17 protein-coding genes and 2 tRNA genes are annotated in these 21,987 nt (G+C 53.9%); 13 read left to right on the top strand and 6 right to left on the bottom strand.

All coding sequences use genetic code 11. The features are described from left to right. Positions 1-253: 253 nt before the first annotated feature. Together BCF11_RS18910 and BCF11_RS18905 are read left to right on the top strand one after the other, a co-directional pair. Positions 254-661, top strand: coding sequence for a MarR family winged helix-turn-helix transcriptional regulator (locus BCF11_RS18910; RefSeq protein ID WP_098496120.1), 408 nt, complete (start codon positions 254-256; stop codon positions 659-661). 10 nt (positions 662-671) lie between these two features. Further along, a complete protein-coding gene (locus BCF11_RS18905; RefSeq protein WP_098496119.1) occupies positions 672-2,426 on the top strand; it encodes a chloride channel protein in 1,755 nt (584 codons plus the stop codon). A 383-nt stretch (positions 2,427-2,809) separates the two neighbouring features. Here the strand turns inward: BCF11_RS18905 and BCF11_RS28030 are convergent, their stop codons facing one another. Then, on the bottom strand, positions 2,810-3,082 hold the full coding sequence (locus BCF11_RS28030) for a hypothetical protein (RefSeq protein ID WP_158229232.1): 273 nt from the start codon (positions 3,080-3,082) through the stop codon (positions 2,810-2,812). A gap of 106 nt (positions 3,083-3,188) precedes the next feature. Between BCF11_RS28030 and BCF11_RS18900 the strand changes: the two genes are divergently transcribed. Together BCF11_RS18900 and BCF11_RS18895 are read left to right on the top strand one after the other, a co-directional pair. Continuing rightward, positions 3,189-4,772, top strand: a complete 1,584-nt coding sequence (locus BCF11_RS18900; RefSeq protein WP_233212690.1) for a M66 family metalloprotease — start codon at positions 3,189-3,191, stop codon at positions 4,770-4,772. Between the two features lie 529 nt (positions 4,773-5,301). Next, complete coding sequence (locus BCF11_RS18895) at positions 5,302-5,889, top strand: NAD(P)H-dependent oxidoreductase (protein ID WP_098496117.1); 588 nt, start codon at positions 5,302-5,304, stop codon at positions 5,887-5,889. A 264-nt stretch (positions 5,890-6,153) separates the two neighbouring features. Here BCF11_RS18895 and BCF11_RS18890 read toward each other — a convergent pair whose 3' ends face one another. Next, complete coding sequence (locus BCF11_RS18890; RefSeq protein WP_098496116.1) at positions 6,154-7,026, bottom strand: MBL fold metallo-hydrolase; 873 nt, start codon at positions 7,024-7,026, stop codon at positions 6,154-6,156. 597 nt (positions 7,027-7,623) lie between these two features. Here BCF11_RS18890 and BCF11_RS18885 point away from each other — a divergent pair. Next, positions 7,624-8,139: a nuclear transport factor 2 family protein gene (locus BCF11_RS18885; RefSeq protein WP_233212539.1), complete on the top strand. Its 516-nt coding sequence runs from the start codon at positions 7,624-7,626 to the stop codon at positions 8,137-8,139. Between the two features lie 517 nt (positions 8,140-8,656). Here the strand turns inward: BCF11_RS18885 and BCF11_RS18880 are convergent. After that, positions 8,657-10,162, bottom strand: a complete 1,506-nt coding sequence (locus BCF11_RS18880) for a restriction endonuclease (RefSeq protein ID WP_158229230.1) — start codon at positions 10,160-10,162, stop codon at positions 8,657-8,659. A gap of 542 nt (positions 10,163-10,704) precedes the next feature. Between BCF11_RS18880 and BCF11_RS18875 the strand changes: the two genes are divergently transcribed. From BCF11_RS18875 to BCF11_RS18860, 4 genes are read left to right on the top strand one after another with little or no spacing between them, the layout of a single operon-like run. Further along, positions 10,705-13,146 (top strand): type VI secretion system Vgr family protein, encoded by a 2,442-nt coding sequence (locus BCF11_RS18875; protein WP_098496113.1) that lies wholly within the window; start codon positions 10,705-10,707, stop codon positions 13,144-13,146. 25 nt (positions 13,147-13,171) lie between these two features. After that, positions 13,172-15,427 carry a M23 family metallopeptidase gene (locus tag BCF11_RS18870; RefSeq protein WP_143751376.1) on the top strand — a complete coding sequence of 752 codons (2,256 nt, stop codon included), beginning with the start codon at positions 13,172-13,174 and terminating at the stop codon, positions 15,425-15,427. Between the two features lie 11 nt (positions 15,428-15,438). Continuing rightward, the gene (locus tag BCF11_RS18865; protein ID WP_098496111.1) at positions 15,439-15,978 is read left to right on the top strand and encodes a hypothetical protein; all 540 of its coding nucleotides are present in this window, start codon (positions 15,439-15,441) and stop codon (positions 15,976-15,978) included. 59 nt (positions 15,979-16,037) lie between these two features. Further along, on the top strand, positions 16,038-16,481 hold the full coding sequence (locus tag BCF11_RS18860) for a hypothetical protein (protein WP_143751375.1): 444 nt from the start codon (positions 16,038-16,040) through the stop codon (positions 16,479-16,481). A gap of 198 nt (positions 16,482-16,679) precedes the next feature. Here the strand turns inward: BCF11_RS18860 and BCF11_RS18855 are convergent. Next, positions 16,680-16,756 (bottom strand) — tRNA-Met (locus tag BCF11_RS18855). An 84-nt stretch (positions 16,757-16,840) separates the two neighbouring features. Further along, a tRNA-Met gene (locus tag BCF11_RS18850) sits at positions 16,841-16,917 on the bottom strand. A gap of 184 nt (positions 16,918-17,101) precedes the next feature. Between BCF11_RS18850 and BCF11_RS18845 the strand changes: the two genes are divergently transcribed. The 4 genes from BCF11_RS18845 (at position 17,102) to BCF11_RS18830 (ending at position 20,460) form a co-directional block, all read left to right on the top strand. Continuing rightward, positions 17,102-17,686 carry an NUDIX hydrolase gene (locus BCF11_RS18845; RefSeq protein WP_098496109.1) on the top strand — a complete coding sequence of 195 codons (585 nt, stop codon included), beginning with the start codon at positions 17,102-17,104 and terminating at the stop codon, positions 17,684-17,686. 20 nt (positions 17,687-17,706) lie between these two features. Next, a complete protein-coding gene (gene aat / locus BCF11_RS18840; protein ID WP_098496108.1) occupies positions 17,707-18,444 on the top strand; it encodes a leucyl/phenylalanyl-tRNA--protein transferase in 738 nt (245 codons plus the stop codon). Between the two features lie 141 nt (positions 18,445-18,585). Continuing rightward, positions 18,586-19,311: an arginyltransferase gene (locus tag BCF11_RS18835; protein WP_098496107.1), complete on the top strand. Its 726-nt coding sequence runs from the start codon at positions 18,586-18,588 to the stop codon at positions 19,309-19,311. Between the two features lie 105 nt (positions 19,312-19,416). Beyond that, entirely contained in the window at positions 19,417-20,460 is a 1,044-nt protein-coding gene (locus BCF11_RS18830; protein WP_098496106.1) for a quinone-dependent dihydroorotate dehydrogenase, read from the top strand. A gap of 60 nt (positions 20,461-20,520) precedes the next feature. On the opposite strand, the gene BCF11_RS18825 is transcribed toward BCF11_RS18830, so the two are convergent. Continuing rightward, on the bottom strand, positions 20,521-21,744 hold the full coding sequence (locus tag BCF11_RS18825) for an NYN domain-containing protein (RefSeq protein ID WP_098496105.1): 1,224 nt from the start codon (positions 21,742-21,744) through the stop codon (positions 20,521-20,523). Positions 21,745-21,987 lie beyond the last annotated feature (243 nt).

Raw genomic sequence — 21,987 nt, 5'->3', positions numbered from 1 at the left:
CAAGCGATACGGCTATTGTGCGCCCTTTGCATTTCAGCGCACGAAATTCCCTGTCGATGCGCATGAACGGCTAATCTTTGGCCCGTTTTTTTCGCATGGCAGCGCGCAAGACACATATCAGGCACGGGATCTTCGGCATTGTCCGAGGAAAAATGATCCGCAAGCAAAGTCGAGTTTCTCTCGCCCTAGCCAATATATCGTATTATGATATATTATCCATCCCAAAGAATACCACCACTCCAGAGAACCGAGCATGCAATCCCCGTCCTTAACCAAGCAAGACTTTGAAGCCCTGTCGACATTTCGTTACCAGCTCCGAAAATTCCTGCGCTTCAGCGAAGAAGCGGCGCAGAGCGAAGGTGTCACACCACAACAATATCTGCTGTTGCTGCATGTAAAAGGAACGCCCGGGCGCGACTGGGCCAGCGTCGGCGAGCTGGCCGAGCGCTTGCAATCGCAGCATCACAGCGTGGTGGCGCTGATCTCGCGTTGTGAAAAGCTGAAGCTGGTGCAGCGCCGCGGTAGCGACGTCGACCGCCGCCAGGTCAATATCCACCTGCTGCCGGACGGCGAACGCTGCCTGGCCAAGCTGGCGGAACTGCACCGTGCCGAGCTGAATACCCTGACCGATATTTTCCGCGTACCCACTATCAACATCTGAGAATTTCATCATGTCTTCGAACCATCACTCGCACAAACGGGATTTCGCGGCCGATACGCGCCTGCTCAGGATTTCATTGATCGCGGTGGTCATCGGCGGCTGCGGCACCCTGGCGGCATATGCCCTGCTGAACCTGATCCGGCTATTCACCAATCTGTTCTTTTATCAGTCGCTGTCCTTCGCCGCGCGCTCGCCAGCCGGCAATCATCTGGGCCTGTGGGTAATTTTGCTGCCGGTGCTTGGCGGCTTGATTGTCGGCCTGATCGCTCGCTTCGGCTCTGAAAAAATCCGCGGCCATGGCATCCCGGAAGCGATCGAAGCGATCCTGTTCGGCAAAAGTAAAATGTCGGCCAAGGTAGCCATACTCAAGCCGCTGTCGTCCGGCATAGTGATCGGCAGCGGCGGCCCGTTTGGCGCGGAAGGCCCGATCATCATGACCGGCGGCGCCATCGGTTCGCTGATCGCTCAGCATTTCCACCTGACAGGAGCCGAACGCAAGACCCTGCTGGTAGCCGGCGCTGCAGCCGGCATGACTGCCGTATTCGGTACGCCGGTGGCGGCAGTGCTGCTGGCGGTGGAATTGCTACTGTTTGAATTGCGGCCGCGCAGCCTGCTGCCAGTGATCGTCGCCTGCGCGGTAGCCGGATTCACTCGTCCGCTGCTACTGGACACCGGTCCGCTGTTTCCATTGCAGACGCCGGAAATCGGCCCCAGCGCCCTGTTCTCCTGCGTCGTCGCCGGCATCCTCGGCGGCGCCTTGTCGGCACTGATGTCGACTGCCTTGTACCGGGTCGAGGATCTGTTCAACAAATTGCCGATCCACTGGATGTGGTGGCCTGCGCTGGGCGGCATCGCAGTAGGCATAGGCGGCTATTTCGAGCCGCGTGCGCTGGGCGTCGGCTACGATGTCATCGGCGATCTGCTGAACGGCAATCTGCTCATGCAAGTCGCCTTGAGCCTGCTGCTGGTGAAAGCCGTGATCTGGGTCATCGCGCTCGGCTCCGGCACCTCCGGTGGCGTATTGGCGCCGCTGCTGATTATCGGCGCCGGCCTCGGCACGGTACTGGCGCCATGGTTGCCGGGCGGCGACGCCCATCTGTGGCCGCTGGTGTGCATGGCCGCGGTACTGGCAGGCGTGCTCGGCGCACCGCTCACCGCAGCGGTCTTCGCCTTCGGCCTCACCCATGACACCAACGCCCTGCTGCCGCTGCTGCTGACCACCGGCGTCGCCTACGGCTTCACCGTCCTCACCATGCGGCGCTCGATCATGACCGAGAAGATCGCCCGCCGCGGCTACCACATCTACCGCGAATACGGCGTCGATCCGTTGGAACGCCAGCACGTAGATGAGGTCATGACGCACGCGACAGTGGCAATCCCCGCCAGCCTCACTATCGAGGAAACCCTGGAGCGCTATTTCGGCGCGCAGCAAATGCATCGCTGCTACCCGGTGGTCGATATCGAGTACGGTTTGCTGGGAATGATCGAACGCAGCAGCTTCAGCCCGCAAGCCGATGGCAGTAATCCGCTGACAACCTTGTTCAATCCCGCATATCTGGAGCAATCCGCTGCCCTGGTCGCGCTGCCGTCCGAAACCTGCCGCATCGCGGCGGCGCGCATGGCGACGCACCACCTGGAACGGTTGCCGGTGGTCACTGATCTGCAAAGCCGCCGCCTGATCGGCATCATCAGCCGCAGCGACCTGATCAAGCCGTCGCGGCTGTTTTTTGATGAAGAGCAAAAACGCGAACGGCTGTTAAGCTGAGCCAAGGGATGTATATGAATTCAGCGATGCATTGGCTGGAAGGATTTGCACACGGACCGGCGGCGAAAATGATGCAAGGATTTTCTGCATCGATGAAGTGAGCTCCAGCGATTACAGCAGGCAGAAACGACAACGGACCAGCTACCAAGCAAGTAGTTGGTCCGTCTTTTTTTGGTTGCGGGAGGAGACGGGATCACCAAAAAAAATGACGGCGGTTTTAAAGTGACAAATTTTGACCGCCAGCGGACATTTATTTGCAGTACTTGTTTTTGACTATGGTGAGCACAACGGCGTTTCCTGGCCGTGGCACGAATGTTGCCTTAAGGAATCTTTTATTTTCGACGGACACAAGCAATGCCTTTCTCCCCTCTTCCAACCAAGCGTCACTCACTGGCTGCCGCCGCCACCCTCTCATTGCTGTTGTCCGCCTGCGGCGGCGGCGATGGCGCCAATAGTTCCGGCACGTCCAGCACAGCCGTGGCTCCCAACCCGGGAACATCGACCGCACCGACGCCACCCGGCACTGTGACGACACCGACTTCGCCAGCTACACCACCTGGCACTGCCACCACGCCGACTCCGCCAGTTGCGCCTCCTGGTACAGCGACGACGCCGACCACGCCCGTTGCTAGCGGTACGCTGTCACTGAACAGCATTGAATTGGCCCAAACGCATGTCATTCCTCCAGCGGGCCGTACGATGAATACAGCCAATGGCAAAAGCCGGACCTTGAATTTGCTCGCCAACCGAGCCGCGTTGCTGATGGTCGAGCCGACCACGGCAGGCGGCAGCATTCAAGTCGAGATAGCAGGCGGCAACCTCGGCAGCCTCGTTCTGAATACGCCTGACAAATTGCCGGCAACGGATAACGGCATGCCCAGCTATTCAACCAGCAAATACAGCGTGCTGTTGCCTAAAGAGTGGATACAACCGGGAACTACGTTGAAGATCACCCGCGGTAACGAGGTGAGCACAGTGCCATTGACCGTAACCGCCGGCGTCAATCTGAAAGTGAGAACCGTACCGGTCTTTTTCTTCGGCGCTACTCGCGCTATGACAGACGCAAATCACGAACAATTAGGGATGGATGGGAGCAGCATCGCTCTCGACTATGTCCAGGAAATTCCTGTGGCAGCAGTGGATGGCGTAACTTCAGGGGATCTGCCGTTCAATGATTTCGTCCTGCCTCCCACCGGCACTGCGGCTGCGCAAGCCTATTCTTCTTTCGCGGCGGCGAGGACTTCGCCTGGCGCGGACGGTTATGTGCTGATGGGACAGATGCTCAGCGTCCTTCCCGAATTGCGCAGCGTGACTGCGAACAACGACCACAATCTGAATGTCGCCTATTGGGCGCCCATGGTGCTGGAAGATCCTCTCACCGGAAAGCTCATCGGCATGGGCGGCGGCCTGACCAGCGTGGGCGCCGGAAATGCCGATGGCGATTCCGACAATTATGGCGGCATCTTCGTCCATGAGATGGGCCATGGTTACGGCATGTCGCACGCAGGCGACATGTACAACAGCGGCACGTTTCCCTATCCAGGCGGCAGCTTGTCCGGATCAAGCTGGGGTTATGACGCAGTTCGCAATCAGCTGCTGTCCCCAGTGCTGCCTGCCTTGCCATGCAAATCCAGCGGCCGACAGCTGGATGCTGCGGGACACTGCTATCGGCAAGACCCGATGCAAGGCGGCAGCGGCGACCATCCGGCGGGCTATCGTTGGAGCATGTTTGCCGATTACAGTAGTGCGCTGATACAGGGATGGATGAACGGTCGTATCGTTTATGATCCGGCCGCGGCTAGCGGTGCATTCCGCTTTAGCAGCTGGTCGGCAGCCCAAGGCGCATACGTCGACGCCAGCTCCACAGTAAGTCAGTTGCAACGAGATATGCAAGGCAACCAACAGGTGGTAACCGTGATGGGCAACATCTCCAAAACCGATGCCACTCTGAATCGCCTGGCGGTAAGCACGGCAGGCCAGGGAAATATACCGCACACCTTTGATCCGACCAGCCAGCCTGATTGGGATCAAATGAAATTGAAATATGCGAACTACTGCCAAAATACAGGATGCGACTATACGCTGCGCGCGACGTTTGCCGATGGCAGCACGCAAAATGTATTGCTGCCAAAGGGCTATCATCAAAACAACAGCAACACTGTGAATCCGAACTCGGACAACCCGCTTAACGGCGCAAGTTTCATCCGATTCGCCGTCAACTTCAGCGCCGCCAAAAGCCTGGCGCGACTGGATTTGTATGTGACGGAGTTTGGCGCTAAACCTGCCTTTAGTGCAGCCAATGCGGCCAACCTGGTCAATCCGATTGTCAGCTGGGTCACGCATTGATAACCATGCGAGAAGCAACGGGGAAAACAAGCAAGAAAGATGTGCGGCAAGCGGCCAGATAACGCTGCCCCGCTAAATCGTATCTTCGCGCCCGGTCGACTTGTCGACCGGGCTTTTTTGCCGTTTTACACGGACTGAGATTTCTTAAAACCGAGACGCGGTTTCGATTCCCGCCGCCGCCACCATTGCAAATCACTTCAGACCGTCGAAGAACGCGCATTCAACCAGATGCTTGTAGAGAAACTTACGGGCAACGGACGAAAGAAAAAAAACTAAGCAGAAATGACAGCGGACCAACTACTAAGCAAGTAGCTGGTCCGTCTTTTATTGGTTGCGGGGGCAGAATTTGTACGTTATATACCAATTCGACTGAAGTAGCGTGTCGCCCTACGGATGTAGTTCGGGCACCTATGAGGAAATGAGCCATGAATCTCTGATTTCAAAAACGGTGCAATACAAGTACCCCTGCTTTTGAAAAATGCTCGATAAGATATAGGATTAATGACTTGTTACGATCGGAAGCTCAATTATGCTTGCACTTATTGTCGTCGCCAATCCGAACTCAAATAGCATGAGTCATGCCATGGCAGCAGAATCTCAGCAAACGCTCCAGCAACTCGGCTATCAACTCGTCATTCACGATCTCTATGCGGAACAATTTGATCCGATTCAAAGAAATAATGAAAGTCAAAACAATACCTCCCACGATCAGCTCGTCGAACAGCATTGTTCCGAGATTTCTCGCGCCGATTTGATATTGATTTTTCATCCCAATTGGTGGGGGCAACCTCCTGCAATCCTCAAAGGCTGGGTAGATCGAGTACTTAGGCTCGATACAGCTTACCGATACGAAGAGAATACCGATTTTTCAGGCTTGCCAATTGGATTATTGAGGGCCAAGTGCGCTCTTGTTTTCAATACTTCGAACACGCCAATGAAGCGTGAGATGGCGGTATTCGGCGATCCCCTTGAGCAGATTTGGCGCAATTGTATATTTGATCTTTGTGGCGTTAAAAATTTTATCAGACGGATGTATGGCCCTGTATCGGGAAGCACACCCGAGGAGCGCGCACGTTGGCTTGCCGAAATCAAAGATCTAATTAAGAACGCAGCCTAGGTGGAAAATATATCTAGTTCATATAAGAATCTGTACTTTTGACGGCGGCGGGTTCGATTCCCGCAGCCTCCATCATTACAAACCACAACCGGCTATCGTCGGGAAAACCAAATTGAACTACAAGACGATGAAGCTTAAGCCAAAATGAAAACGGACCAGCTACTAAAACTAGTAGCTGGTCCGTCTTTAATTGGTTGGGGCGGCGGGATTTGTACGTTATCTACCTATCCGCTTGAAATAGCGCCACAACCAGATCTGATGGCCCTAAGCCTTGGCGGCCTTGGCCCCGCCCCATAGCGAACCCGGGTTGGTGCGATCCGGATAGAGTTCCAGCATTTGGTCGTAGAGCTCGCGGGCTGTCGTCGTCGCCTCGTCCAGGCGGTTGAAATCGAGGAGGTATTGGCGCGTCGCCTGGATATGCCGGAGGTCGCTGTCTGGTTTTAGTACACCATGCCCGGCGATCACCGCGCGCGGATTCAGCGCTTCGATTTTATCGAGTGCACCCAACCAGTCGAGGCGCCCTTGCTTGTTCGACTCCGCCAGGTAGAGATGAGCACCGTTATAGACGGCGTCTCCGGATATGACCAGGTCGATGGACGGAACATGCAAGCATGTTGAGTGATCGCAATCGGTGTGCCCGATATCCACCACCACAATCTTGTGCCCTTCCAGTTCGAACTCATTGCCTTCCAGCACGTCGGCGGCGATTAGCTCTTTCGGGAGCTGTCCCGGCCAAAGTCGTTCCCAAACGTTCTTTACCATATCCGGGGCGATCGTGGCATGCATGGCCTTGACCACCTGTGGAGGGGCAACAGCCCGCGCACCTGGGAAGCGATCAAGCAACAGCTTCAAGCCGCAAAAATGGTCGGGATGGGCATGGGTGATGTACACCATGGTGAGGTTCTTCCCGCTGGCTGCGATCCAGTCAGCCAGTTCTTCGTTCTGCTCGTTGGGAAGAAAAGTATCGACCAGCATGGCATCCCGCTCGCCATAGAGCAGAGTGACCGTGTTGGTTATCCAGATGAGAGATTCCGTGAGAGATTCATTGCCCGGTGGCACCCGGCTGGGATCGCTGTTGCGCTTCTTGACCAATAGCTCCCACTGCAACGCCGCATTGTTTGTTTTGGCTTCAGTCATGGCAATACCCTCATGTGATTGGCTGATTGCTGGGTCGAGATGGCTACCGAATCAACGGAGACATCCGAGGAACGAACCGGTAATTCAAACTGACGGAGATAGACCGAGGTGGTCACGGGAAATTAGCGCGAACCTCTTCCACCCTGGCCCGCACCACACCTGTTTTCGCAGAAGTCTTTAGCATAAGTAGCGATGGCGTCAAACGCAAGCGCAATTCAATACAGTGTCAGCCGCCTGCGTGCACGGACAACAGACTAGCCTGCAACAGTTCACGTTCGCTCTAAAAAGCATGCGGCAACAGGGGCTTTGGGATTATTTCCCCTGCAATTAGCTATCGATAAGTTAGGCGTTGTTTATGTAGTTACCACATCAAAAACACGCCTGAGAAGCCCACTCCCCCTTTACTTTCAAACGTCACATTGGGTAACAATTAGTGTCAATTTGACAAAATATTTCTTGACGACATAATGAAATATGCCTAAGTTACTTCAATGCACAAATGATTGACCCCGATCCCTCCTGATTCATTTCACCATGCTGGTGAGATATCACTAGACTCTTGCCGACCAAGTTAAATTTCAACGGAGAAGTTCAACTATGTACACTTCAAGAATTCGTATGGCGTTGGTCACAGTGCTGTTTACCGCTTCGGGCATGGTCCATTCGGGTGACCCAACACCGACAATTAACGCCGCAGGAAAACCTTCGACACCAACTTCAGGAACTACTATGGAAAGCAATAAGCAGGTAGCCCTTCATGCATTGACCGGGGCATTCATTGATCGAGATCCAAGTGTCGTCGACAAATACTTCGCCGCAAACTATATCCAGCATAACCCCACTATCTCAAGTGGCCCGAATGCGATAAAGGAACTGATCCCCAAATTGCCCAAGGACTTTTCTTACCAGCCGGGTATGGCGGTGGCCGAAGGCGATCTGGTGATGGTCCACGGTCGTTACGTTGGTTGGGGACCGAAGCCAATGGTCGCCGTCGACATATTCCGCTTGAAAGACGGCAAGGTGGTTGAGCATTGGGACGTCTTGCAGGAGGAAGTCCCAGCATCAGCCACCGCTAGTGGCAACCCAATGTTTTCTTCATCGGAAGCAAAGTGACCAGCCTAGAGCGGCGTTTGTACATCAGGACGGCTAGATGATTATCAATTTTGCGAGCAAAGGAACAAGCTCGTCGCAATCCGGCGGTCCATTGAAACTGATGCCAGTCAACAAAAAGCATTGGCGCCGGATGTTGCCCGCCTGTTCAAAGAAATGCTGATGGACCTATCTAGCGCGCTGCAAGACAACAGACCAGCGGTCTCATACTATTCTGCGCGGTATCTTCGGAAAAATGGAAATTGAACCGCAAGGCGATGAAGTCTGAGCCAAAATGAAAACGGGCCGACTACTAAGCAAGTAGCTGGTCCGTCTTTTTTGGTTGCGGGGGCAGGATTTGTACGTTATCTACCGATACGCCTCAAATAATTGCTTTGTTCATTAGCATTGCGTCACCGTCGTCGACTGCTAGATCTAAAAAAGCACGGCCCGCGAGAATACGGGCTTTGCCGCACTTCCTCCTCCGCTCACCAATGGATGATCGTTGACCACCTTACCTAGCATCGTAGGCCGCTCCATATTATTCATTTTCACGCCTATCTAGTGCGATATCTTGCCATTCGTCAGGCATGACGATTTTTGCATCAAGCCCTGAGTGCTCCTTCAATAAATAAAGTAGATTTCCACCGTCGAGTAGCTCCAAAGGCTTCCCGTTCGCAAAATCAAATGCTGCTTTCCCGTAGCCGCTTGTTGTTACCAATATACCTTTCGATGCGCCCTCATTCTGCATAGTCCCGTATAAATCGCGAACTGCACTTACGCCAACGGTGTTTTTGTAGCGTTTTGCTTGGATAACCACTTTCCCCCCAAAAATGGGGCGCGGGTCAAACGCCACACAATCGACGCCGCCGTCGCGCGACGCTTGAGTCATCTTGGTATCTAGCCCCATTTTTTGAAATAAATTGGTGATAAGTGATTCAAAATCACCTGGGGTCAGATCCATTAAATTTGATCGGTAGTCCAAGGTCGACAGTACGTCAGATTCCTGTACAAATCTTGCATCAAACATGTTCAGTTCAAGAATCGGCCTTACGGGCGCTAATTCACCAGGGCTCTTTGAAAATGATGCTTTCAATTCTCGAAGACACGGAATGGCTTCAGCTTTTTGTAAATCGATATTGTTAATTGCATCCCTTGTTACACGAACAGTAACCAAACACGGTCTAATCCCCTTTCCGGTGCTTGGGTTGATCGTATCTACATAGCCACTCAAAACCACTGTGTCTACTAAGCAAAGGTCATCCGATGTAAAAACCTCCCACAAGCAACGAAGAGTTGTTTGGGCGACGACCTCACTGTAAATTGAACGACGCTGGTTTTCCGGACGGGCAGATTCTGTAATAGAGTCGCTTGTTTTGACGTACTTATAGGTTTTTACCATTGGTACGACGTCATTCATTTTTGGAAGAGCGTATTCAATAACCAACTGCTTTGATTCTGCAACGTAGACGGCTCGTGAGTCTCGTGGAAATCCTTCGGGGTAATCGCTGCTTTCTAGTACTGTTCTAAAATATTCCGCAACCGCTTCGGGCTCTCCCTTTACAATTGCTCTTTGCCATTTATCGATTTCGGCATTAGCATCCTTTGCAATCTTTTCTGCTTCATGCACTTGACGACCATACGCTTCTTCCAGTTTTTGGACAGAGGTCTTTCTGGTTGCTTCTTTAAGCTTATAGTCGGCAAGCATTTTGTCGTGAAACCGTTGTGACTCTAGGCGCTTCGCGTCATAGGCCTTCTTCACAGGAGGGAGCCAGGCAATCAAGATGTTTGGTTTAGGTGTTGCCTTCTCAGAAGGAGGCAAAAGTGGAGTAGCGAGGCTCCCGAGATCCAGTTTGCATTCTTTAGGAGCAACTCGCAGGCTATCAAAATTTAGACTTGGGGCCGTATTCATACCCTCAACTAGTAAGGTATTTAATACTTCAATCGAATCATTGATTTCATCGTTTTGATCGTCTACTTCGGCAATACGATCCTCTGTATATTGCCGCTGTCTTTCCTTTTCTTCACGCTTGTTGTCGCGCTCCATTTCCCTCGTTAATCGAGCTTGCTCTCTCAACATCCGAGCGCGCTCTCTTGTAGTTGCTTGGGCGCTTCGTTGAGCTTGCTTGCCTGCTTCGCGCAAAGCAGTAACAAATAGGTTTCGAGCCATTTTAATGATTGTGGTTAGATGTTTAGTTTTGCCCTGCGAAGTTATACCGATGCATGTTCCATTCAGAGCGCATTAAACGGCAACAGACTAGCGGAAATCCTCCCTGCGACGGCTGCATTCATCTAATGCCTCTTGATTATTGCATATTATCAACATTGCAAATCACTTGTCAGTCAAACCATGCGCCTAGCTTGGCATCACCTGATGCAGCGATATAGTGCAGCTCACGCTCACCGTTGTTTCAAAATTCCAACAACAGTGTAAATTCTTGCAAAATCCACCACTTGCAAACATTTCTCAATGGCAACCGAATACGTTGGCGGTTATGCTTTAATGAAGCATTTATCAAGTAGAATGCTCTGTCTGAATTATCAAAAAAACATTCTTATTGATAACGGTTCAATTTCGAGGAACCCCGTATGAGTAGTTTGCTTCAATCCTTATCGGCCTTGATACAAGGGCGACAGAACAGCCGTATCCTGCGCCTGTCGTTTCCCCATGACGATGGGCCGCAAGCGCAACTCCTGGTTAACAAACTCGATGCCGTCGAAAGTCTGTCGCGGGACTTTGATTTTTCCGTTGAGCTGCTTTCTGACGACGCTGGCCTGGCTCTCAAAGACCTGCAAGGAAAGCTGTTTTGCGTGGAACTGGTCAAGGCTGACGGCAGCCTCCGATATTTTTCCGGTTACTGTTTCGAGTTCAGATTGACTCGCACGGATGGGGCTATCACCTTCTACCAGGCCAAACTAGGTCCGTGGACACAGTACCTGCGCCTGCGCAAGGACAACTACATTTTTCACGGTAAGACGCTGGGCGAACAGATCGACATCATCTTCAAAGACTACGGCACCCTGCCCGACTGGGATTTCCAGGTTAGCGGCGAAGATCCAATATTTACAGATGCCTTTCAGTTTGACGAAAGCGACCATAATTACATACACAGACGCCTTGAAAATGCCGGCTTGCTGTATCACTTCCAGCACAGCGCGCAAGGCCACAAGCTGATCATCAGCGACGACTCGACGCGCGCGGAACCGATAGACGGCGGCCCCGAGATCCGTTTCCAGCGCCATGGCGGCGCCACCGAAGAAGACGGCATAGGCGAGTTTTCGCCAGTGCGCCAGATCGTTCCCGGTTCCGTATCGATAGGCGGCTTCAACTTCAAGAACCCAGTGCCGATCAATGCCGGCGTGCCGACCCTGAACAAGCAAGGCAGCAGCGTCCTTGATATCGAATCCTATGAATATGTGGGCGCCTACGGCGTCAAGAACACACAAGGCGCTGACCAGCTGTCACGGCGCCGTATGGAAGAGATTGAAGCGAAAGGCAAACACTTTGAAGCCGCAGGCAATAACCGCTCTGTCATCCCTGGGTACTGGTTCCGTTTGAGCGGCCACTATGGTCATAAAGAGGCAGGGAAAAATGAATTCCTGATCCTGACGGTAAGCCATACGGCAACGAATAATTATCTGCAAGAGACAACAGAGAAATCTGCCTACAGCAATACTTTCACCTGCATTCGTAAAACCATTCCCTGGCGACCCGGCCGCCAGTTCAACAGCGTCGACACCAGGATCACGTTCCCGCAAACCGTGACGGTCGTCGGTCCGTCAGGCCAGGGCAGCGTCCATACTGATGAATTCGGCCGCATCCGGGTCCAGTTCCACTGGGACCGCATCGGCAACAACGATGAACGCAGCTCCGCCTGGGTGCGTGTCGCCAGCTCTTGGGCCGGCGGCGAACTGGGCGCCAAATCGATTCCCCGGGTCGGCTCGGAATGCCTGGTCCAATGGCTAGACGGCAATCCCGACCGGCCCATTGTCACCGGCAGCGTCTACAACCAGCGCAACATGCCGCCCTGGAAGCTGGCGACCCAGCAGTCATTGATGGGCTTCAGAAGCCGCGAATTGACACCCAACGGCGGCAACCAGCCAGGAGGGAGAAGCAACCACCTGGTGCTGGACGACACCAACGGCAAGATCCAGGCACAGCTGAAAAGCGATCACCAGCATAGCCAGCTGAGTCTGGGTAGCATCACCCGGATTGAAGACAATGCCGGGCGCAAGGATGCACGGGGTGACGGCTGGGAATTGCGCACAGACGGCCATGGCGTAGCGCGCTCAGCCAAGGGGATGCTGATTACCACCGAGGCCCGCAACAACGCTGCCTCACACATCAAAGACATGGGCGAGACCGTGCAGCGCCTGACTGCCGCGCGTGACCAGCACGAGACGCTGGCGGATGCTGCGCAGCAGGCTGGGGTGCAGGAGAAGCAAGGACAGCAGGCCGAAGTTGCGAAAATCCTCAAGGCACAGAATGATGCGATCAAGGGCAGCGGCGCAAGCGATAGCGGCAGCTTTCCAGAACTATCCGCGCCGCACCTGGTGCTGGCCAGTCCCGCCGGCATTGAGACCACGACGGCGCAGTCGACCCATATCTCCAGCGACCAGCACACTGCCATCACAACCGGCAAAAGCTTGTCGATTGCCAGCGGCGACAGTGTATTTGCCAGCATCGGCAAGACCTTCCGTTTGATGGTGCAAAAAGCCGGCATGAAGTTGGTAGCCGCCGCCGGGGACATCGATGTACAAGCTCTGTCGGACAGCATCAATATTTTGGCAAAATTGAACATCACGCAAACGGCCAATCGCATCACCATCACCGCCAAGGAAGAAGTCATAGTCAATGGCGGCGGCAGCTATGCCAAGTTCAATGCCGGCGGCATCGAGCACGGCACCAATGGTGCATATGTGGCACATGCCGCGACGCACAGTTTGCCAGGGCCGAAGAGTTTGGGGGCGCCAATGTTGCCAATAGCGCAGAGAACCAAAGTCATCACCAAGCGCCAAATCTCCATTTGAAATTTGTAAAAGCGAGAATTAAATAATGCTGATTAGCCCTCCCTTTTTGACCGGCGAAACTGAAGAAAATAAAATACTGGAGAATGGATTACGTCCGGTCGATTCGCGTGAATCAACTACCTCTGCTCCTGAGGGAAATTTTCCGGTCAGCCAATCTTTGCTATGGCACACCGGTATGCATTTACAAGCACCGTCTGCCGACAATGGCTATGCATCTGCACGAGCCATTGCTGACGGCAAGATAATCTATGTGAATAAAGCACGAACTAGGGTCACCGACGCGGCCGATGGACAAGCCTATAATCCGTTTGGCAAAGAGGCAAGTTGGACAGATAACGGCATGGTCATCATTGAGCATGAGACCGAAATAGGCGCAGAAGGTAACACGGCAACTACAGTAAAATTTTATTCGTCCTACATGCATCTGTCAGAGATCAAGTCGAGTATTACTGAAGGTCAGAAAATTTACCGCAAGGACGTGATCGGCTCTTCAGGCTGTGTCTATCTACACAATGGGCAATGCGAGCTGGCGATATCGTGCGATGACGACAATTTAAAAAAAATAATTGGCCGCGATCTAGCGTGGCAAGACCCCACCACGGCGCCAACAAAAGATGGTAGAACAGATGCGGTATTTGGCGATATCTATATCTATCTCCCTGAAACAACGCCAACGTCAACTACTGCACCAACTCAGCATTTACGCGACAAACCTGCGCCGGCAGCGCCACCTTCAGCGGCAGCAGTAGCTCCTACCGCTGCGGCGAACACGCTGGCGGCTGCTCAATGGGTAAAAATAAATTTTGATACTGAGGGTGCGGCCCCCGGCTCTTGCGCCATCACAACCTATAGCACCGCTGGAGTAAAGATCGGCACCTGCGATCCCGAGGGGGACTTTGAATATAACCTGTATACAGAAGCCAAAAGGCGCCACGATAGAGCCATGCAGACCACTGGGACCGTAAGCAGCCCCAGCGGCTGGTATGAGTTGCTGCGCTTCGGCAGAAATATTGGCACAAGTAGCAAAGCGGAAGACAAAGATCCGTTGCCCAGCAACGCCGCTCACTGGCGACAAATCAAGACCGTCGCCGGTCAAAAAATTTGGGCTGATCTTAACGCGCCAGGCACGTTTAAATTCAGTGACGCCGATTTTCTCCCTATGATGGGCTGGAATTGCTACGGCGATGACGCACAACCAGATGATCAACGCTGTGATTCCGCCAAAATGAAAGACTTGATCGCAGATCCTCAAGATCCAGGTAGCAAGAGCGACAACGTCAAACTGGCCGCGCGCATTGGCGACCCCGCTGTACTCCCTAAACTGGCGCGCACGATCTGTAAATTTCCCAATGAATGGGACAAGAGTACGATAGCTGCACGATATGAATGCTTGCGCAAGCAACCAGATCAGCCCGATGATCCAGAGGGCTGGGCAGAGGTGATTAAACACCTGCAAGTGATGGGTCTCGCAGGCTTGCCGGCCGACTTTAAGGCTGCGCAATGGCATTTCCATCCAGCAGAATTCGTGCGCCATTTTAGAAAATGTGAATGGCTAAGCCAGGACGAAATCGTCCGAATCATACGCAAGACAGTTGTGGATAACAAAGGCAAGGAAGCTGAAACATTCACGATTGCCCACGTGAAAAATAATTTAAATAATTCGTCAAATACCCGCCCTGCCAATCTGCACAATGCGTTGCAAAAGACGGTACGTAAATACAGGATGGGACCGCGTCGTCGCACAGCACATTTATTTGCTCAATTGGCTGAAGAAACTGGCCGTCTTAGCACAATGGTTGAAGGTGGTCCCGATAGCTATTTCAACAAATACGAGCCTGGGCAACCTGAAGGAAAAAAAATCGGCAATACCCAACCTGGTGACGGTATACGTTTTAAGGGAAGAGGGATTATTCAGCTGACAGGACGAACCAATTATGAGAACTTCGGCAACTACAAAGACGCATCATTTTTAACTGATAGCGCAGCGTTGTCATTGGCGACCCACGCGGATTTGACCTGTGATGCAAGTGGCTCATATTGGGCATCGAAGCAACGCTATAACCTCGACAGTAAAAAGCATCTTGTCCCGAACGGGAAGCTGAGCATTAATTACTGGGCAGATCAAGGCACAACCAATGCAGATGCCAAGAATTTGACTAAGTGCATTAACCCTGGCACCGTGCATTTCGATGAAGTCCGCTGGCCGTGCTTTGAACACGCCTGGCATGCTCTAAATGACGCGACCGTAGCACCTACGAATTTCCAACCGATTTTGGCCTAAGGAAGATAAGAATGAAAAAAACAATTCTGTTAGCTGTCTGTTTTTTTATGCAAAGCCTGCTCCCTGCATATGCTGCTCAAGCAGGAAAATTCGCCTATTGTGGTGGTCTTCTCAAATTTAATATTCCTGATTTCTTTGACAAGCCATCGATTGAAAAGCAATCAGGACCAATCACTTGCAAAGACGGCTTTATCATCAAAAGTAAAGTAGGAAATAAAAAAGAAACCGTTGATATTAGGAAAAGTACCGACTATTTTATGATGCCAAAAGATTTTAATGAAGAATTTCTGGCGCAATTTAAAGAGAACTACCCTCAACGTTTGAACTTTAGCTACAACATTCAAAACAAGAATGGATCGACTACGGTACTAACGTTTTATTGGCTGGATGACACCGGAAGACTGAAAAAAATAGATAAAGAATTTTATTTCGGGAAGCAAGATTCAATGTCTGCTCATCTTTCCTACGCGGCCAATCCCAATGACTCCAATGATGTTTTATTTATGAATGCTTTGGAGCAGTTATTTCTTTCCATGGAAATTGACTGGTAATGACCTAAATGCGACGTCACTCCAAAATCGCTCCTCCGACTCAGAACGTGATGCAATCTATGAGATCCATTCCTGCAATGATCGGTGCGTATCTTTGCCTGTCCATTTCCCTGCCAACGCCTATCGCCCAGGCCAGTGGAGTTGAATCTGACTTGCGTTGCTTCGCAGGGACTTCCCCGCAAAAGACTAAACTTGAGATGATGCGATATTCCGACGATGCCCACGGCTGGACGGGTGGATATGTCAAATATGGAAAAAACAAACCTGCAATTGCGATCGTCTATGTATCAAGCAAAACGTTGGATCAACCTGAGGGGCGCCCTGCATATTTTGAAAGCACATGGGTGGAAATTGCCACGTCAGAGGTGACAGGAAAATATATTGTTGGCTCCCAGGGCGCCAACGTTTATTCGCTTGAGTACGTGAGTCGTAAATCCGATAAAAAATATTCATTTGATGAAACTGTTGAACGGAATTTTACGGATGATGGGTGTAAGTGGTAGAGAACAAGGTCTTGAACAGCGATCTTGGTCAACCTGGGGTGTCGCGATAGATTAGTAACAACTACCAACGCAGCCAAATTCAACAATTTGTTCAATCAAGGATTTGTGAAGAAGAATGCTGACAGCGTACCAACAGTAAATTCCAGGCAGAAATGAAAACGGACCAACTACTAGGCAAGTAGCTGGTCCGTCTTTTATTGGTTGCGGGGGCAGGATTTGAACCTACGACCTTCGGGTTATGAGCCCGACGAGCTGCCAGACTGCTCCACCCCGCGTCTGAATATAAAAAGCCTTAAGCGTATTCCACTTAAGGCTTCATGCGTAAGAATGGCATGGACTGCTTGCCTTCTTACTGTAACTGGTTGCGGGGGCAGGATTTGAACCTACGACCTTCGGGTTATGAGCCCGACGAGCTGCCAGACTGCTCCACCCCGCGTCTGAAGAATGAAAGTATATAACGTATTGCATTGCAATGCAACAGATACTGACAATTGTATTAAGGAAGCATATGAGGATTGGCCAATGCTAAACTCCTCAACTACCCTGTTATGCTAGATATTATTCCCAATCAACACGATCAGGACCCGCTTCCCGACCGTTCAAACTAATTACCGGTGTCTATGAAATTCTGTTCCGAATGCGCGCATCCAGTCAGCCTGCAAATCCCGCCGGACGACAACCGCATGCGTTATGTCTGCGGCAATTGTGGCGCCATTCATTATCAAAATCCGAAAATGGTGATCGGCTCGATTCCGGTCTGGGAACGGAATGGTGAATTGCGCGTGCTGCTGTGCAAACGCGCGATTGAACCGCAATACGGCTTCTGGACCTTGCCGGCAGGCTTCATGGAAAACGGCGAAACCACCGGCGCTGCGGCGCAGCGTGAAACCGAGGAGGAAGCCGGTGCACGCATTCAGCTGCACGAGCTGTTTTCCTTGCTGAACGTGCCGCATGTGCACCAGGTGCACCTGTTCTACCGTGCCACTCTGCTGGATATCGATTATGCAGCCGGCGTCGAAAGCCTGGAAGTGGCCCTGTTCACGGAAGCTGAAATCCCGTGGGAAGACATCGCCTTTCCGACTGTCGAGATCACCTTGCGCGCCTTCTTCGCCGACGTCAAAAAAATCCGCCAGGAAGGTGGCCATTTCAGCTTGCATACGCAGGATATTTTCAAACCCATGCGCCCAGGCCTGGCGCCCAAATAATTCATAGCGCCGGAGCCGCCATGATCCCCTGGCTTGAGCTGGACAGTCCATTTCCCGACGTCAGCACCGCTCTCACCGAGGAGGACGGCGCCGGCGGCTTGCTGGCGGCAGGCGGCGATCTGTCACCGCGGCGCCTGCTGGACGCCTACCGCCATGGCATTTTTCCCTGGTTCTCGGAAAACCAGCCGATTCTCTGGTGGAGCACCGATCCGCGCATGGTGCTGTGGACCGAACGCCTCGCCATCTCCGCCAGCCTGCACAAGACCTTGCGCAAGGTGCATCGCAGCATGCACTCCCCTCATGGCGACCGCCGCTGGCAAGTACGTTTCGACTTTGCCTTCGAACAGGTAATGCGCGCCTGTGCAGCGCCACGGCGCGACGGCGCCGGCACCTGGATTTCGGAAGACATCGTGGCCGGCTACCGCGGCTTGCACAAGCTCGGCTACGCCCACTCCTCGGAAGTGTGGCTGGACGGCAAACTGGTCGGCGGCGCTTACGGCGTCAGCATCGGCCGCATGTTCTACGGCGAATCGATGTTTACCCGGGTCAGCGACGCTTCCAAGATTGCCCTCGCCTATCTGGTGCATTTCCTGCGCCGGCATGAAGTCGGCATGATCGATTGCCAGCAGGAGACCGGCCACCTGGCGTCTCTGGGCGCGCTGCCGATCCCGCGCAGCGAGTTTCTGCGGCACTTGCGGCAAGCCACCAACCATCCGCAAATCCACCACTGGCAGCCGCTGCCGCTGTTTCACGATTAATCAATTGCAAGTCCTTATGCAAATTGGAATTACGGTGTAAATTACTAGTGTCAGTACCGCAATGAAAATGCTACTTTACGTTTATCCAGCCAGACAGCCAAACGAGATGAACACCAAAGATTCAGATCAGCCGGAATGCACATGACGCACTTAAAAGATCTGCCATTTTCGACGCTGCAGTTCTACGCCACCGCGCCCTATCCGTGCAGCTACCTGGAACACCGCCAGGCGCGCTCGCAGGTGGCGACGCCGTCGCACCTGATCAATGCCGATGTCTATTCCGAACTGGTAAAGAACGGTTTCCGCCGCAGCGGTATTTTCACCTACCGCCCCTATTGCGACGGCTGCCAGGCGTGTACGCCGGTGCGCACGCTGGTGGCCTCGTTCCAGCCCAACCGCAGCCAGCGCCGCGCCTGGGACCGGCACAGCCATCTGACCACGCTGGTCACCAACCTGGCGTATGTCAACGAACACTACGATCTCTACCTGCGCTACCAGACCGCGCGCCACAGCGGCGGCGGCATGGACCAGGACAGCCGCGACCAGTACGCGCAGTTTCTGTTGCAAAGCAAGGTAAATACCCGGCTGGTGGAATTCCGCGATGCCGACGGCACCTTGCGCATGGTCAGCATCATCGATGTCCTGAATGACGGTTTGTCATCGGTCTATACCTTTTACGATCCCGACGTACCCGGCGCCTCCTACGGCACCTATAACGTCCTGTGGCAGATCGGCCAGGCCAGGCAGCTGGGCATGCCCTATGTCTACCTCGGCTACTGGATAGAAGAAAGCCCAAAAATGGCCTACAAGGTCAACTTCCAGCCGCTGGAAGCGCTACAGCAAGGGCAATGGAGTGCGTTAAAATAGCTGCCGCTGAACGTAACACATGCAGCGCACGCAAGCTTGGCTTGCGGCGCTGTCTTTTCGCTAATTTCCCGTCAATCTGCACCCTTTTTTACAGCTGCCTCTATCGTGCCTGCCAAACTCCTGTATGCCTTCGCCCGCCCTGCCCTGTTCTCACTTGATCCGGAAGCCGCCCATAATCTGACCTTGCCGGCCCTGCGCCGCGCCGCCGCGCTGGGGCTGACCTCGCTGCTGGGCAAGCCCGCGGCCGATCCGCGCACCGTGATGGGCGTCACCTTCCCCAATCCGGTCGGGCTGGCGGCCGGGCTGGACAAGGATGGCGCCTACATCGACGGCCTGGCGGCGCTCGGTTTCGGCTCGATTGAAATCGGCACGGTGACGCCGCGCGCCCAGCCCGGCAATCCGAAGCCGCGCATGTTCCGCCTGCCGGCTGCCAACGCCATCATCAACCGTATGGGCTTCAACAATGGCGGCGTCGACGCCTTCATCGCCAATGTCCAGGCTTCGCGTTTCTACCAGGAACGCCAGGGCGTGCTCGGGCTGAACATCGGCAAGAACGCCGACACGCCGATCGAACGGGCCGCCGAAGACTATCTGTATTGCCTGGCAAAAGTCTATCCCTACGCCAGTTACGTGACGGTGAATATTTCCTCGCCCAACACCAAGAACCTGCGCCAGCTGCAAGGCGCGTCCGAACTCGACGCCCTGCTGGCGCAGCTGAAGGAAACCCAGCAACGGCTGGCCGAGCTGCACAAGCGCTACGTGCCGATCGCGCTGAAGATCGCGCCGGACATCGATGCCGAGCAGATCAAGACCATTGCCGATGCCTTGCTGCGGCATAAGATCGACGGCGTCATCGCCACCAACACCACCATCAGCCGCGACGCCGTGCGCGGCCTGCAGCACGAAAACGAAGCCGGCGGCCTGTCCGGCGCGCCGGTGCTGGCGCTGTCCACCAGCGTGGTGCGGCAGCTGCACGGCGAACTGGGCGATGCCCTGCCGATCATCGGCGTCGGCGGGATTTTCAGCGGCGCCGATGCCCAAGCCAAGATCGCTGCGGGAGCATCGCTGGTGCAACTGTATAGCGGCCTGATTTATCGCGGCCCTGCGCTGGTGCGCGAATGCGCGGCGGCGCTGCGCCAGAAAAGCTGACGCCAGCGAGGTAGCGGTGTGAGCGCTACCGCAGATACATAAGATCGCCGCCGTCCTTCATCAAGCCTCGTCCGGCTTCGCTTCCGATTTACGCGGGCGACGGCTGCGCGCGGCGGGCTTGCGGGGCGTTTTTGCCGGCTTGACCGCTGCTTCCTCCGGTGGCTGAAGCGGTGCTTCGACAGCTGCCGGCGTTTCCGTCGCAATATTGACATCCTGCGTGGCATCCTGTGCGGCAACTTGCGGCACAGCCGCTGCGGTTTTCTTTTCGGCCGGCTTGCGGCCTCCGCGGCCCTTGCGGCGGGCTTCCGGTTTGGCGCCGTTGTCTTCAGCTTCAGCGGCAGCTGCCACTGTCGCCAAGACCGCTGTGGCTTCAGGTACTTTTGGCTGCGGCGCTTCCCCCGGCTGATCCGCTGCGACTTCGCTGGCAATCGTGGCGCCATTATTGCCGCTACTGCCGCTACCACCACTACTCCGATACACGTAAGTCCCCGATTTCTCGTCGCGGCCGAATTCGAGCAGACCGCGCGCCTGCGCTTCCTCCAGCAAATTGCCGAAGGCACGGAAGCCGTAGTATGACTCGCTGAAATCGGGCTTGCGCCGTTTGATCGCCTCTTTCAACACGGAGGCCCACATCTTGCCGCTGTCGCCGCGTTCGGATACCAAGGCATCGAAAGTCTCAACCGCCATGTCGATCGCCTGGTTCCTGCGCGCCTCCAGCTCTGCCTTGCGACGCTTTTCTTCGTCGGGCGAACGCTTGGCCGCCGGCTGCGTTTCCCGTGTACCGCGCCTGGCGGCTGTGCGCCGGCTCTCACGGACCAGGTCATCATAAAAAATGAATTCGTCGCAGTTGGCGACCAGCAGGTCGGAAGTCGATTGCTTGACGCCAACGCCGATCACTTGCTTGGCGTTCTCCCGCAGTTTGGAGACCAGCGGCGAGAAATCGGAATCGCCGCTGATGATGACGAAGGTATTGACGTGCGACTTCATGTAGCAAAGATCAAGCGCGTCCACCACCAGGCGAATGTCGGCTGAATTCTTGCCAGACTGGCGCACATGCGGGATTTCGATCAGCTCGAAATTGGCCTCGTGCATGGTGGCCTTGAATTCCTTGTAGCGTTCCCAGTCGCAATATGCCTTCTTGACAACGATACTGCCCTTTAGCAGGAGCCGCTCCAGCACCGGCTTGATGTCGAACTTCTCGTATTTTGCATCGCGTACGCCGAGCGCGACGTTTTCAAAGTCGCAGAACACTGCCATGCTGAGGTTTTCCGGGGATGAGGCCATAAATTTATTGTTTTCCAATGATGGGGGACTTGACGGGCTGGGCTTGACGGGTTGGGCTTGACACTCATGCGCTACAGCAGACATCCAAGCCATCGATTATAGCCAACAATGCAGGGCAGATGAGATGCGGCAAGCGGCTGGCGCCCAATACAAGTTACCCACAGAAATTGTGAACATGCCTGTGGATAACTCCATCGCCTAACGATCAAGTCATTGATCTATATGAGTTTTCTGCCGCTGGTA

The organism is Collimonas sp. PA-H2, from assembly GCF_002564105.1.
In the GTDB taxonomy this organism is placed as follows: Bacteria; Pseudomonadota; Gammaproteobacteria; order Burkholderiales; family Burkholderiaceae_D; genus Collimonas.
Note: the sequence above shows the minus strand (reverse complement) of the source record. Positions and strands in the feature narration are given on the sequence as shown.

What these genes read in the sequence shown, in the direction of transcription:
- BCF11_RS18910 (WP_098496120.1), top strand. Translation starts at nt 254, where the DNA reads ATGCAATCCCCGTCCTTAACCAAGCAAGACTTTGAAGCCCTGTCGACA.
- BCF11_RS18905 (WP_098496119.1), top strand. Translation starts at nt 672, where the DNA reads ATGTCTTCGAACCATCACTCGCACAAACGGGATTTCGCGGCCGATACG.
- BCF11_RS28030 (WP_158229232.1), bottom strand. Translation starts at nt 3,082, where the DNA reads ATGCTGTTCAGTGACAGCGTACCGCTAGCAACGGGCGTGGTCGGCGTC.
- BCF11_RS18900 (WP_233212690.1), top strand. Translation starts at nt 3,189, where the DNA reads ATGGTCGAGCCGACCACGGCAGGCGGCAGCATTCAAGTCGAGATAGCA.
- BCF11_RS18895 (WP_098496117.1), top strand. Translation starts at nt 5,302, where the DNA reads ATGCTTGCACTTATTGTCGTCGCCAATCCGAACTCAAATAGCATGAGT.
- BCF11_RS18890 (WP_098496116.1), bottom strand. Translation starts at nt 7,026, where the DNA reads ATGACTGAAGCCAAAACAAACAATGCGGCGTTGCAGTGGGAGCTATTG.
- BCF11_RS18885 (WP_233212539.1), top strand. Translation starts at nt 7,624, where the DNA reads ATGTACACTTCAAGAATTCGTATGGCGTTGGTCACAGTGCTGTTTACC.
- BCF11_RS18880 (WP_158229230.1), bottom strand. Translation starts at nt 10,162, where the DNA reads ATGGAGCGCGACAACAAGCGTGAAGAAAAGGAAAGACAGCGGCAATAT.
- BCF11_RS18875 (WP_098496113.1), top strand. Translation starts at nt 10,705, where the DNA reads ATGAGTAGTTTGCTTCAATCCTTATCGGCCTTGATACAAGGGCGACAG.
- BCF11_RS18870 (WP_143751376.1), top strand. Translation starts at nt 13,172, where the DNA reads ATGCTGATTAGCCCTCCCTTTTTGACCGGCGAAACTGAAGAAAATAAA.
- BCF11_RS18865 (WP_098496111.1), top strand. Translation starts at nt 15,439, where the DNA reads ATGAAAAAAACAATTCTGTTAGCTGTCTGTTTTTTTATGCAAAGCCTG.
- BCF11_RS18860 (WP_143751375.1), top strand. Translation starts at nt 16,038, where the DNA reads ATGAGATCCATTCCTGCAATGATCGGTGCGTATCTTTGCCTGTCCATT.
- BCF11_RS18845 (WP_098496109.1), top strand. Translation starts at nt 17,102, where the DNA reads ATGAAATTCTGTTCCGAATGCGCGCATCCAGTCAGCCTGCAAATCCCG.
- aat (WP_098496108.1), top strand. Translation starts at nt 17,707, where the DNA reads ATGATCCCCTGGCTTGAGCTGGACAGTCCATTTCCCGACGTCAGCACC.
- BCF11_RS18835 (WP_098496107.1), top strand. Translation starts at nt 18,586, where the DNA reads ATGACGCACTTAAAAGATCTGCCATTTTCGACGCTGCAGTTCTACGCC.
- BCF11_RS18825 (WP_098496105.1), bottom strand. Translation starts at nt 21,744, where the DNA reads ATGGCCTCATCCCCGGAAAACCTCAGCATGGCAGTGTTCTGCGACTTT.